The organism is Bacillus sp. R45 (assembly GCF_021729365.1).
Taxonomy (GTDB): domain Bacteria; phylum Bacillota; class Bacilli; order Bacillales; family Bacillaceae; genus Bacillus; species Bacillus velezensis.
On sequence record NZ_CP091421.1, the window covers coordinates 1,276,927 to 1,289,657 of the forward strand.

General features: G+C 46.9%; 13 protein-coding genes and 2 riboswitches. Of the genes, 7 read left to right on the forward strand and 6 right to left on the reverse strand.

Going from position 1 to position 12,731, the window contains the following annotated elements; translation table 11 throughout:
• Nucleotides 1–104: 104 nt before the first annotated feature.
• From mtnA to L3V45_RS06695, 3 genes are all read right to left on the reverse strand, one after another.
• Nucleotides 105–1,166 (reverse strand): S-methyl-5-thioribose-1-phosphate isomerase, encoded by a 1,062-nt coding sequence (gene mtnA, locus L3V45_RS06685; RefSeq protein ID WP_003154704.1) that lies wholly within the window; start codon nt 1,164–1,166, stop codon nt 105–107.
• Nucleotides 1,167–1,172: 6 nt separating this feature from the next.
• Nucleotides 1,173–2,357 carry an S-methyl-5-thioribose kinase gene (mtnK, locus tag L3V45_RS06690; RefSeq protein ID WP_003154703.1) on the reverse strand — a complete coding sequence of 395 codons (1,185 nt, stop codon included), beginning with the start codon at nt 2,355–2,357 and terminating at the stop codon, nt 1,173–1,175.
• 109 nt (nt 2,358–2,466) lie between these two features.
• Nucleotides 2,467–2,622, reverse strand: a riboswitch (SAM riboswitch).
• A gap of 91 nt (nt 2,623–2,713) precedes the next feature.
• Complete coding sequence (locus L3V45_RS06695) at nt 2,714–3,493, reverse strand: carbon-nitrogen family hydrolase (protein WP_003154702.1); 780 nt, start codon at nt 3,491–3,493, stop codon at nt 2,714–2,716.
• Between the two features lie 92 nt (nt 3,494–3,585).
• Between L3V45_RS06695 and L3V45_RS06700 the strand changes: the two genes are divergently transcribed.
• From L3V45_RS06700 to L3V45_RS06725, 6 genes are all read left to right on the forward strand, one after another.
• A complete protein-coding gene (locus L3V45_RS06700) occupies nt 3,586–4,782 on the forward strand; it encodes a pyridoxal phosphate-dependent aminotransferase (RefSeq protein WP_058905980.1) in 1,197 nt (398 codons plus the stop codon).
• 36 nt (nt 4,783–4,818) lie between these two features.
• Nucleotides 4,819–4,918, forward strand: a riboswitch (SAM riboswitch).
• An 81-nt stretch (nt 4,919–4,999) separates the two neighbouring features.
• A complete protein-coding gene (gene mtnW, locus L3V45_RS06705; RefSeq protein ID WP_015388316.1) occupies nt 5,000–6,214 on the forward strand; it encodes a 2,3-diketo-5-methylthiopentyl-1-phosphate enolase in 1,215 nt (404 codons plus the stop codon).
• Entirely contained in the window at nt 6,211–6,915 is a 705-nt protein-coding gene (gene mtnX, locus L3V45_RS06710; protein WP_003154696.1) for a 2-hydroxy-3-keto-5-methylthiopentenyl-1-phosphate phosphatase, read from the forward strand. Before mtnW ends, mtnX begins: the two co-directional genes overlap by 4 nt.
• Entirely contained in the window at nt 6,873–7,502 is a 630-nt protein-coding gene (locus L3V45_RS06715; protein ID WP_003154694.1) for a methylthioribulose 1-phosphate dehydratase, read from the forward strand. The genes mtnX and L3V45_RS06715 overlap by 43 nt, the downstream gene beginning before the upstream one ends.
• A gap of 15 nt (nt 7,503–7,517) precedes the next feature.
• Entirely contained in the window at nt 7,518–8,054 is a 537-nt protein-coding gene (locus L3V45_RS06720) for a 1,2-dihydroxy-3-keto-5-methylthiopentene dioxygenase (RefSeq protein WP_236837313.1), read from the forward strand.
• Between the two features lie 280 nt (nt 8,055–8,334).
• Entirely contained in the window at nt 8,335–8,595 is a 261-nt protein-coding gene (locus L3V45_RS06725; RefSeq protein ID WP_003154690.1) for an aspartyl-phosphate phosphatase Spo0E, read from the forward strand.
• Nucleotides 8,596–8,805: 210 nt separating this feature from the next.
• Here L3V45_RS06725 and L3V45_RS06730 read toward each other — a convergent pair whose 3' ends face one another.
• Nucleotides 8,806–10,323, reverse strand: coding sequence for a sporulation kinase KinD (locus L3V45_RS06730; RefSeq protein WP_046559543.1), 1,518 nt, complete (start codon nt 10,321–10,323; stop codon nt 8,806–8,808).
• Nucleotides 10,324–10,521: 198 nt separating this feature from the next.
• Between L3V45_RS06730 and L3V45_RS06735 the strand changes: the two genes are divergently transcribed.
• Nucleotides 10,522–10,968 carry a MarR family transcriptional regulator MhqR gene (locus L3V45_RS06735; protein ID WP_003154686.1) on the forward strand — a complete coding sequence of 149 codons (447 nt, stop codon included), beginning with the start codon at nt 10,522–10,524 and terminating at the stop codon, nt 10,966–10,968.
• Nucleotides 10,969–11,003: 35 nt separating this feature from the next.
• Here L3V45_RS06735 and motB read toward each other — a convergent pair whose 3' ends face one another.
• Nucleotides 11,004–11,789 carry a flagellar motor protein MotB gene (gene motB, locus L3V45_RS06740; RefSeq protein ID WP_003154685.1) on the reverse strand — a complete coding sequence of 262 codons (786 nt, stop codon included), beginning with the start codon at nt 11,787–11,789 and terminating at the stop codon, nt 11,004–11,006.
• Complete coding sequence (gene motA, locus L3V45_RS06745; RefSeq protein ID WP_003154684.1) at nt 11,761–12,576, reverse strand: flagellar motor stator protein MotA; 816 nt, start codon at nt 12,574–12,576, stop codon at nt 11,761–11,763. The genes motB and motA overlap by 29 nt, the downstream gene beginning before the upstream one ends.
• Between the last annotated feature and the right edge of the window lie 155 nt (nt 12,577–12,731).

Genomic DNA, 12,731 nt, shown 5'->3' on the forward strand with positions numbered 1-12,731 from the left:
TTTTAAAATGCATCTCATTACAGCCGCCCAAAAAGATGAAGTGATTACATTGTGCAGACAAAAAAACCGCTGACATTGCCTGAGGCAACATCATCAGCGGTTTTTCAGCTCAGCTGACAGTCGGCGAATAATTGTTCAATTTCTTCCGTGTAAGAACCGGTCACAATTCCTTTCTCGGTGATAATGCCTGAAATCAGGCTGCCCGGTGTGATGTCAAAGGCCGGATTGAAGACCGGCACATCTTCGGGAGCGGTGCGTATGCCTGAGATCTGTCTGACTTCATCCGGATCTCTTTCTTCAATCGGAATCTGATCGCCGTTTTCAATCTGCAAGTCAAAGGTCGAAAGCGGTGCGGCCACAAAAAACGGGATCTGAAAGGCGTTTGCCAAAATAGCGAGGCCGTAAGTTCCGATTTTGTTGGCCGTATCTCCGTTTTTAGCAATTCTGTCAGCGCCGACAATGACTGCTGATATATGTTTTTCCTTCATTGTATGGGCGGCCATGCTGTCCGTAATGAGTGTGACATCAATTCCGCCCTGCATCAGCTCCCACGCCGTCAGCCGGGATCCTTGGAGAACGGGTCTTGTTTCACATGCGTAGATATGAAGGCCGAGGTCTTTTTGTTTCGCTAAGTAAAAGGGAGCAAGCGCCGTACCGTACCGGCTTGTAGCAATCGAGCCCGCATTGCAGATGGTCATGATCTGGTCGCCTTTTTTAAAAAGGTGCAGCGCATTTTGGCCGATCATTCGGCAGGTTTCTTCATCCTCAATCTGAATTTGAATGGCTTCATGAACGAGCGTTGTCTTCGCTTCATTGATTGAGATTGCATCCCTGATGGAATCCGTCAGTCTGTCAAGCGCCCACGCGAGGTTGACGGCAGTGGGCCTCGAACTGTTTAAATACGCTTTGACATCCGCGAACTGACGTCGGAAATCTGAAAGGTCGCGGGCTTCAAACGACTTGGCGGAGAGCGCGAGTCCGAATGCCGCGGTTATACCGATGGCCGGGGCGCCCCTTACTTTCAGCGTGACAATCGCGTCGAATACATCTTCCTTTGTTTCAAGTTCCACATACTCAGTGACGTCGGGAAGTTTTTGCTGATTTAAAATGCGGATGTAGGTTTCTTTCCATTCCACAGAACGGGGGATGGCAAATTCATTGGTCATGCTGCATCATTCCTTTACACGGAGCTTAAATTGGTCCAGAACCTCGGTGATATGCTTCAGTTCTTTTCTGTTTTCGATATAATAGGCGCCGATCTCAAGCGCCAGCTTCTTCCGTTCGATTCGTTTGTCAAACGGAGTGATTTCATCTAAGTCAGCCACATGGGCGAGTCCGATCGTGCGCCGGATCAATTCGCATCCCGCAAAACCGACCGCTTCTTCAAACGCGTTTTTCAGTGTGTCTTCCAGCAGGTGTCTGCGGGAAGGCAGGCAGTCTTTCTCCCATGCTTCACTGAATGTTTTCACAAATGTATCCCATACGGCGGCAGTATGGTCATATAACGGCTGTCTGTCGTCACCGTCGCGGCTGAGGGCGTTTAACAGCAGATTGGCGATAAATTGGCCGATGTCAAACCCGATCGGTCCGAAGAAAGCAAACTCGGGATCAATCACCTTTGTTTCATGTTCATCGGCGAAGATGCTTCCCGTGTGCAGATCGCCGTGAACCAATGTTTCCGCGGAATTCAGAAAGATGGCTTTCAATTCGTCAGCGCCTTCTTTCAGCCGGGAATTGTTCCAAACTTTTTCTGCGTACGGGCGCAGCTCCTCCTCAAAATCGTTTGTCTCATGGTCGAGAAACGGTTCTGTAAACACAAGCCTTTCTGTAATATTGCAAAGCTCAGGATTTGTAAACTGCTTTGCGAGCTGCTGCTTTACTTTCGCATCGAGCGCATAATCGGATGAGTAAAAAAGCGTTTTCCCTAAAAATTCACCGATATGAACCGATAAGTTCGGATAATGCTGCCCTTCCAGCAGCCCTTTTCTTGAAATCTGCAAATGTGAGAGGTCTTCCATTACCGTGACGGCCATTTCAGTATCGGAATAGTAAACGGCCGGAACGAGGTGCGGCACGTGTTCACCCTGGCGGATGAGGGCGCTGCTTTCGATTCTCGCCCGATCAATTGTAAGCGGCCAGCTTTCACCGACGACTTTCGCGTAAGGAATCGCCTGTTTGATAATCAGTCCTTTTTGGTTTTCTTTATCGTAAACATGAAAGACGTAATTTAAATTGCCGTCGCCGATTTCACGGCATGTCAGAGTGCTTTTGCTTTGGAATAAGCCGAGCTTGACGGCTAACGCGGCGGCGGAGCTTTCTGTTAATTGTTCATAAAGACTTGTTTTAGTTGCTGACATGGATTTACCCTCCAATTATGTAGTGGCAGTAAGAGATCGTGACGGAGAATACGCCCGAAAAAAAGCCTCCTTCTCTGAAAGAGAAGGAGGCTGAAACAGTGCAGTCCGCCTCTTATCTCTCAGATAACATCTGATGGAATTAGCACCGTGCCTTATGAGACAATCGTCTCGGCGCAAAATGTACGCGCCCCATTTCACAATGGAATTACGGTCGGTTGCTGTTGGGGTCAAAAGGCCAATTCCCTCGCCCAACTCTCGATAAGAGAAAATATATTGATTTGTATCACAATTCGGATTAATCAGTTGATGAAAATATTAGCAGGTGCCGGATATTCTTGTCAACATTTTTTTGAAAATTAATATAAATCACGCCGCAAGTCTTGGAAAACCGGAATGGTTCCGCGGACGGCCGCGCTTTCTGACACATCGATTTCCGCCCGGACTGCGCCTTCCGTCCGGTCTCCTTCGGCTAAAATCCGGCCCCACGGGTCAATAATCAGGCTGTGGCCGGCAAATTCATTATCGGGATTGGACCCCGTGCAGTTAGAGGCTGCGACAAAACATTGGTTTTCAATTGCTCTGGCGATAAGCAGGCTTCGCCAATGATCAAGGCGGGGCAGAGGCCATTCCGCAGAGATAAACAGGACATTCGCGCCCTGGGACGTATGCTTTCTGATCCATTCGGGGAAACGGATATCATAGCAGATCAGCCCGGCGCACTTGACACCGTCGAGCTCAAAGGAACCGTCGCTGTTTCCCGCTGACAAGTAAAGGTGTTCATCCATCAGCTGAAACAGATGGGCTTTCTGATACCGCTTCACGATCTGTCCGCTGTTATCGGCGATGTACATGGTGTTATAGACATTTTCGCCTTCTTTGACCGCAAAAGATCCGGCAACGAGGTGTACGTTGTATGTTTTTGCCGTTTCTTTAAGCCATTGTTCCGAAACTTTGCCGTTTTCATCCGCCAGCTGGTCTAGCCGTGTGAGATCATAGCCGGTTGTCCACAACTCAGGAAGCACGATTACATCCGCATGGCGGCTTTCTTGCTCAATCAAAGATTCCGCTTTTTTAAAATTTTCTGAAGGATTTCCGTATGAAATATCAAATTGCAAACAAGAAACGGTCCATTTCATTTTTTAACACCTCAAGTTTCTCTTTACTTTTTTTATTTAACCATATATGATGATGGACTATCATTTCAAGACATTTTTAGAAGGTGAAAAATATGAACTTTGAAATCTCAGATGTACTCAAACAGCTGCCGGAACAATTTTTCGCATCATTGGTGCAAAAAGTGAATCAAAAGCTGAAAGAAGGCAGAGACGTCATCAATTTAGGGCAGGGAAACCCTGATCAGCCGACGCCTCAGCATATCGTTGAAGAAATGAAGCGCGCCGTCGAAAGGCCGGAAAATCATAAATACTCATCATTCCGGGGCGCTTACAGCTTCAAAAAAGCAGCCGCTGCATTTTATGAAAGGGAGTACGGGGTCACGCTTGATCCGGAAACGGAAGTCGCCGTGCTGTTCGGAGGCAAGGCGGGACTTGTTGAGCTTCCGCAATGTCTTTTAAACCCGGGAGATACCATTCTGGTGCCTGATCCCGGATATCCTGATTACTGGTCGGGCGTCGCCCTTGCGAAAGCGAAAATGAAAATGATGCCGCTGACGGAAGAAAGAGGGTTTCTCCCTGATTACAGCGTAATTCCTGAAAAGGTGCGGAGCGAGGCGAAGCTGCTTTATCTCAATTATCCGAATAATCCGACCGGCGCTGTGGCGACAGAGGCGTTTTTTGAGGAGACGGTCGGTTTTGCGGAACAAAACGGTATTTGTGTCGTTCACGATTTCGCGTACGGAGCCGTCGGCTTTGACGGGCATAAACCGCTGAGCTTTTTGCAGACGGAAGGCGCAAAGGAGACGGGAGTCGAAATCTATACCTTGTCCAAAACGTATAATATGGCGGGCTGGCGGGTCGGATTTGCCGTCGGAAACGCTTCTGTCATCGAAGCGATCAATCTTTATCAGGATCATATGTTTGTCAGCCTGTTTCCCGCGGCGCAGCAGGCGGCGGCAGCCGCTCTTTTAGAGGATCAGGCATGCGTCGCAGCGCAAAATGACAGATATGAATCGAGGCGCAATGCATGGATTGAAGCCTGCCGCGGTATCGGCTGGGATGTGACGGCTCCGGCTGGCTCCTTTTTTGCATGGCTCCCTGTGCCCGACGGTTATACGTCACAGTCGTTTTCAGATCTGCTGCTCGAGAAAGCGGATGTCGCCGTCGCTGCCGGAAACGGGTTCGGAAAATGGGGGGAAGGCTATATAAGAGTCGGTCTTCTGACAAGTGAAGAAAGACTTAAAGAAGCTGCGGAACGGATCGGGAAACTGAATCTTTTCACCCGAAAAAGCATTGACATATCTGGATAACAATGCGATAATTCAAAATACTTTATAAAATCATTATTCTTATCAAGAGCAGGCAGAGGGACGAGCCCGATGAAGCCCGGCAACCGACTGATAAAGCACGGTGCTAATTCTTGCAGCAGGAGCTGAGAGATAAGATTCGGACATAACACGAAGCCTCTTTCTGCTCATACGGAAGAGGTTTTTTTATGTTTTGTGAAAGAAAGAGAGGCGTTCACGCATGAGCGAAGTATTGGCAACATATCTTCTGACAGACACAACGGACAGTGAAAAGCGGGCGGAACAGATTGCGGCGGGGCTGACGGTAGGCTCCTGGACTGACCTGCCCCTGGTGAAGCAGGAACAGCTCAGAAAACATAAAGGCCGGGTCGTAAAAGTTGAGGAGAAAGAAGGAACCTCAGAAAACGAAACACAATCCGTCATCACTATCGCCTATCCCGAGGCGAACTTTTCAAGAGATATTCCGGCCGTCCTGACGACGGTATTCGGAAAGCTGTCACTGGACGGAAAAATAAAATTGACTGATCTTGAATTTTCCGAAGGGTTTAAACGCTCCCTTCCCGGGCCGAAATTCGGTATATACGGCATCCGCAAACTGCTGGGCGAATTTGAAAGACCGCTTCTGATGAGCATATTTAAAGGCGTGATCGGACGGGATCTCGCCGACATTAAAGAACAGCTCAGACAGCAGGCGCTCGGAGGCGTGGATCTGATTAAAGATGACGAAATTTTCTTTGAAAATGAACTGGCTCCGTTTGAAACCCGCATTATCGAAGGAAAACAAGTCCTGAAGGAAACCCGGGAGGAGACGGGGCATAAAACGCTGTATGCCGTAAACCTTACGGGAAGGACCGCTGAACTGCGGGATAAAGCGAGGCGCGCGGCAGAACTCGGGGCGGACGCGCTTTTATTGAATGTGTTCGCTTACGGTTTAGATGTGATGCAGAGCCTTGCCGAAGACAGGGAAATCCCGCTTCCGATCATGGCGCATCCGGCAGTCAGCGGCGCGTTCACTTCATCTCCCGTTTACGGCTTGTCGCATGCGCTTTTGCTCGGCAAGCTGAACCGCTATTGCGGCGCTGATTTCAGTTTATTTCCGTCACCTTACGGATCCGTTGCTCTTCCGAAGGAGTCCGCGCTTGCAATTCATGATGAATGTGTAAAAGACGATGTCTTTCATCCGTCGTTTGCTGTCCCGTCGGCAGGCATTCATCCCGGTATGGTGCCATTGTTGATGCGCGATTTCGGCATCGATCACATCATCAATGCCGGCGGAGGCATTCACGGCCATCCGAAAGGAGCCGAGGGCGGCGGAAGAGCGTTCCGCGCCATCATTGATGCGGTGCTTGAAGCGCAGCCGATTGAAGAAAAAGCCGCGTCGTGCAAAGATCTTCAGCTCGCATTAGACAAATGGGGAAGGGTGGAAGCCGTATGACCCGCACACCGCTGATTATTTGTGATTTCGACGGAACGGTCACCATGAACGACAACATTGTCAGCATGATGAAAGAATTCGCGCCTCCTGAGTGGCTTGAATTAAAAGACGGTGTTCTGTCTAAAAGCCTATCAATCCAAGAAGGAGTCGGCCGGATGTTCGGACTGCTGCCGAGCAGCTTAAAAGAAGAACTGACCGGCTTTATTCTGAAGGATGCGAAAATACGGGACGGCTTTTTGGATTTTGTCTCGTTTGTCCGGTCAAACGGCCTCCCGTTTTATATCGTAAGCGGAGGAATGGACTTTTTTGTGCATCCGCTTTTGGAAGGGATCGTAGAAAAGGAGCGGATTTTCTGCAATCATGCATCCTTTGACAATGAATATATTCATATAGACTGGCCGCACGCCTGTGACGGAGGCTGTACCAATCAATGCGGCTGCTGCAAACCGTCAGTCATCCGGAAGCTGTCCGATCAGCAGAAATTTCTCATTATGATCGGTGATTCGGTCACGGATGTCGAGGCTGCAAAGTTATCCGATATGTGTTTTGCGAGAGATTATCTTTTGACTGAATGCAAAGAACTCGGCCTCCGGCATCTGCCTTTTCAAGATTTTCATGAGGTGAAAACAGGCATTGAAAACATCGGGGAGGTGCAGGCATGGCTGCAAAAGAAGAACGCTGGCGCGAACTTGCCGAGGTAAAGCGCGAGCTGGCCGAAAGAGACTGGTTCCCGGCAACGAGCGGGAATCTTTCCATCAAAGTATCCGACGCGCCGCTGACTTTCCTCGTTACGGCGAGCGGAAAAGACAAACGAAAAGAAACAGACGAAGATTTTCTCTTAATCGATGAGAACGGGAAGCCCGCTGAGACCGGCCATTCTTTAAAACCTTCAGCGGAAACGCTTCTCCATACTTACTTATACCAAAAGACAGAAGCCGGCTGCTGTCTGCATGTCCATACCGTTAATAATAATGTCATCTCAGAGCTTTACGGGGATGAAAAACAAATCACGTTTCAGGGGCAGGAGATGATTAAGGCGCTCGGATTATGGGAGGAAAACGCGTCCGTGACCGTTCCGATCATTGACAACCCGGCGCACATCCCGGCATTGGCCGAAAACTTCGCGCACCATGCGGACGCCGGCTCAGGCGCGGTGTTAATCCGCAATCACGGCATTACGGCATGGGGGCGGACCGCATTTGAAGCGAAAAGGGTGCTGGAAGCCTATGAATTTTTATTCAGCTGCCACCTCAAGCTTCTGTCACTGCGGCCGCAGCTTGTAAAATAAAAGGAGGAACGGAAAATGGCGACCATCAGAATACATGACGAAAAGAATACGCTCATTGAAAATCAGGAAGAAGTAGCGCGCTTTTTAGACGAACAAGAGGTGATCTATGAGCAGTGGAACATTGAAAAACTTCCGTCTGAGCTTTCGGAGAAATACAATCTGACAGAAGATGAAAAAGAACGGATTCTCGCGGCGTTTGACACGGAGATTCAGGACATTTCAGCCCGGCGCGGATATCAGTCTCAGGATGTCATTTCTTTATCAGATACCACGCCGAATCTTGATGAATTATTAAAAAATTTCCAAAGAGAACATCACCACACGGATGATGAAGTCCGCTTTATCGTCAGCGGACACGGCATCTTCGTCATTCAAGGCAAAAACGGCACATTTTTCGACGTCCGTTTAAATCCGGGAGATTTGATTTCAGTTCCGGAGAACATCCGCCACTACTTTACGCTTCAGGAAGACCGCCGGGTCGTCGCAATCCGAATTTTCGTGACGACTGAGGGCTGGGTGCCGATTTACGAAAATGAAAGTGTGCAAAACTGATAGACGCCCGAACCTCTCATGCCCCCGCCGGCATGAGAGGTTTTTTATTGTAATATAAAGTCAGCTGTGGATGTTTTTTGAATCTTGAATATGCCGCATTCTGTTTATATCATTACCTGAATGGGTATTATTCTCGTATTCATGCTAAAGATTCCAATATGAAATGAAAAAATAAGTTATTTAGTAAAAAAATGTTTACAAATAAAGTATAATCTGTAATAATGCTCAATAACCCAATCAAACTTGTTTCCTATTCTTTTAGCGGTGAGGGGTGAAGTGAATGGGCAGTTATTCTGAACAAGAAAAATTGCTTGTATCTATTGATAAAAAAAGAAAAATGATGATAGATGCGGCTAACAGACAAGGGTTTACCGGATATGACACGATCAGGCACAGCCAGGAACTGGACTGTCTGATGAACGCGTATCAGCAGCTGGTAAACCGTGATCGCACACATCACCAAGGAATACAGGGCCTTGTGAAGAAAATAGGCTTGTTCTCCCGCGGTGACGTCATGCCTGCATATGAAGCAAACAAATGATTGATGATAAAACAGATAACGAAGACTGAATGCGCTTCCTGATCAAGCGCCGCATCCGAAAGATGACCGCGTACAGTCAGCAGATTTTTCCGCTGGCACGGCTCACGAAGCGCCTCGTACTATCTGCCGGCTATGATGCCGTTCCTCTGGTATATCCTCTTACACATATTCTTCTTTAAATAAAAAACACCCCGACCCAGGGTGTTTTTTTCATCGTGAAGCGGCAGGAAGGGTAATGGTGACCTCTGTGCCCTTATCGACTTCGCTTTGAATGTCAATCGAACCGCCGTACATCAGCATGATTCGTTTACATACGACAAGGCCGAGGCCGGTGCCTTTTTCCTTTGACGTTACAAACGGAAGAAAAATGTGTTCAAGCATATCTTCAGAAATGCCCATTCCGTTGTCGGCCACCTTAATGACTGCTTTATGGTCGCGGGCTTCTAAATAGATGGACAGCCGGCCGCCTTCCTGCATGGATTCCAGCGCGTTTTTTGCGACATTTAAAATCACCTGTTTAATATGGTCTTTCGTGCAGTTGACCTTGAGCGGCCGATTGACGAGAATCTCCACATTCACTTCCACATTATACAGATTCCCTTCAGAATAAATAATCGGCATAATCTCATCAAGAATATCCTGCAGCGAGTTCACTTCCAACCGTTCAGCAGTGGGTTTACCGAGCACTAAAAACTCACTGACAATCTGATTGATCCGTTTAATCTCCTGCTCAATAATTGAGAAATACAGCTGATCTTCCTCCGATTTGTATTTTTTCTGCAAAAGCTGAATGAAGCCGCTGATCCCTGTAAGCGGGTTGCGGATTTCATGGGCGGTGCTGGCGGCAAGCGTTCCGATCAGCTCCAATTTCTGCGCTTCATTTTGAGCGCGCTCCAGCTGGGTCTTGCGCTTAAGCAGATAATATTGGACGAGGATGAACAGAATATTCAGCAGCACGGCAATACTGGACATCGGCAGCAGCACGCTTTTGGTCAGCTCGTTCAGCTCAACCGGTTTCGGATAAACATTGATATTCCAATTAATATCATCCAGATAGCCGCTGACCGGTTTCACCCCTTCTGATTGATCAGCCCGTCCGCTGGCAAATATCACTTTATTCTGATTGGTTGCCTTGACATAAACGTCAGGGCTCAGCATATTGATCATATTTCTCAAATAATCGACTTGGATAGCGGCTACTAAATAATCCGTGACTTCCCGTTTTGCGTCTAACACCGGCACGCAGATCGTGAAGATGCGCTGGCCTGTAATTCTGCTGGAGTAGTCATTTGTGATAACCGTTTTTTTCGTCTTTTTCGCCTTCGTAAAATACGGTCGGTCGGCCAAATTCACCTTTGATTTCAGATCAGTCGTGCTTGCGATGACATCACCTTTGGAATTCAGCATATACAGACCGCTGAATCTGGGTTCATCCTCAAAAGCCTGATCGAGAATATCAATGATCTTTTCTTCATTGACAGGCTTATCGACAGCGATCGCAAGTGTTGTCATCCGGGCTTTTGTTTCACCGATTAAATAATTGAGCTTATTGCGGTGAAGGTTGAGCATCATACTGGCTTCCTGTATGTGTTTATCGGCTATTTTCTGCTTTTCTTTTTCATAAATGAAAAAGCTGATAATAAGTGCCGGGATGATCACCAATATGAGATAAAGTTTGATCTTTCCCCGGGCACCTTTAAATGTATTCACTCTGCATCGCTCCAACATTACACTTGAATAGAGGTATTATATCATTTTTATACTTCTTTAATAAGAAAAAATAACCAAAATGATAGAAAAACAAATTATTTTATTAAGGCCAGACAAAAAGAAGAGAAATTTTGGAAACATTTTTGTTGACATTTTTCATTTTGTTTATTAATGTTTCTCTGTAACGGTTTCTTTTGTAAAAGGATGATTGAATGTATGACGGATAAAACAGAAAACTCATTGAAATTATTTATTGTACTGTCACGTGCGTACCGATCTATTAACGACCATATGAATAAACATATTCATAAGCACGGTCTGAACCCGACGGAATTTGCGGTGCTTGAGCTGCTGTACCACAAAGGCAACCAGCCGCTTCAGCAGATCGGCGACAAAATTTTATTAGCGAGCGGAAGTATTACATACGTTGTTGACAAATTAGAGAAAAAAGAACTTCTCATCAGAAAAGCCTCGCCGACTGACAGAAGAGTGACTTTCGCACAAATTTCCGAAAAGGGAATCCGTCTTTTGGACGATATTTTCCCTGATCATGCTGAAGAAATTAAAGAAATGATCAGTGTGCTGAGTGATGAAGAGATAGAAATGTGTACGGAAATGCTGAAAAGAGTGGGGTTAAACGCTAAACATTTTCATCAGAAATAAAAAAGGAAGCCGTTTGAAAGGCTTCCTTTTTTATATTACTGATTTTGGTCAGTCGCGGCGTTTCTAGGCTGTATCAATACCTCGACGCGCCTGTTTTTGCTGCGCCCTTCAGCGGTTTTGTTCGACACGGCCGGTTTATACTCTCCGAAACCTTTGGCGCTGAATACTTTTGCGTCAAGTTTCGGGTTTTCCGTGAGAATAGCCATGAAGTTGACGGCCCGCATGACGCTTAAATGCCAGTTAGATTGATATTGTGAGTTTTTAATCGGCACATTGTCCGTATGTCCGCTGATGATAATATTCCTCGGCGGATTCAGCACAAGGAGATTCGAGATTTCCTTGGCAAGCGGAATATCTTCCTGACGGATATCCGCCCGTCCGGAATCAAAAAAGATACTGTCTTTAATGGTAATTAAGAGTCCTTCTTTAGTCAGCTTTGTTTCCAGCTGAGTTTCAAGCTTTTTGTTTTTTATAAATTGATTGACTTGCTTTTGCACGCCTTCAAGTTCTTCGCGGTCGGCTGCTTCTCTTTCTTTCTTTTTCTGTTCTTTATCTTTTTCCTTGTCTTTTTTTAACTGATCAACGCCGTCTTTTTCGTTTTCAGGAGGGGTGACGCTTGAATATTCAAGAACACCCGTGCCTCCGGTAAACACGGCGTTAAATGATTTAGACAGCATTTGGAATTTCGCCGCATCGACCGAGCTCATGGCGAACAATACAATGAACAGAGCCAAAAGAAGGGTGAGCAAATCCGCGTACGGAATCAGCCAAGACTCATCCACATGCTCGTCATCATGCTTCTTCTTCTTTTTTCTCGCCATTGTTTGCCTCTCCTTCTTGTTCAGCGACTTTTGCGCGTTCATTCGCAGGAAGATACATGAGAAGTTTTTGTTCGATCACTTTCGGGGCCTGTCCTTCAAGCACTGACAGAACGCCTTCGATCATGATTTCACGCAGTTTGACTTCCTGCTTTGATTTGCGTTTCAGTTTGTTGGCGAAGGGATGCCAAAGTACATACCCTGTGAAAATCCCGAGAAGGGTGGCGACAAACGCCGCACTGATGGCATGTCCGAGCGCCTCGGTATTGTTCATGTTGGAAAGAGCGGCGATAAGGCCGATGACCGCACCCAAAACGCCGAGTGTCGGCGCATATGTGCCGGCTTGTGTAAAGATCGCTGCGCCGGCCTGGTGTCTGTCTTCCATCGCTTCAACTTCTTCAGTCATAATATCTCTGATAAATTCTGCGCTCTGTCCGTCAACCGCCATGCTCAGACCGTTTTTTAAAAATGCGTCATCCACGTCTTCAATGCTTGCTTCCAATGCGAGCAGACCTTCACGTCTGGCGATTTGCGCCCATTGAGAGAACATAGGAATTAATTGCGCAATTGTCAGCTGTTTGTTTTCTTTAAACAGCACTTTAAAAAGGGCAGGCACTTTTTTGATTTCTTTTCCGGGGAATGCGATGATCACCGCAGAAATCGTACCGAACAAAATAATCAGAATAGCTGCCGGGTTAGCGAGTGCGCTTAAGCTGACCCCTTTCAGCACCATGCCCACGCTTAAAGCAATCACGGCGAGGATGATACCGATAATCGATGTTTTATCCATAGTTTTCACCAAATCCTTTATACTAGCTTTCTATGGTTAATATCGGTGGCAGTGCATGGAACTTTAGGGTGATTGAAAAATTGTTCCCGAATTCTTCACAGTTTCTCCCTTCCGGCATGGAGAAAGAAACAAAAAAGCGGCTCCCCGCGAGGAGG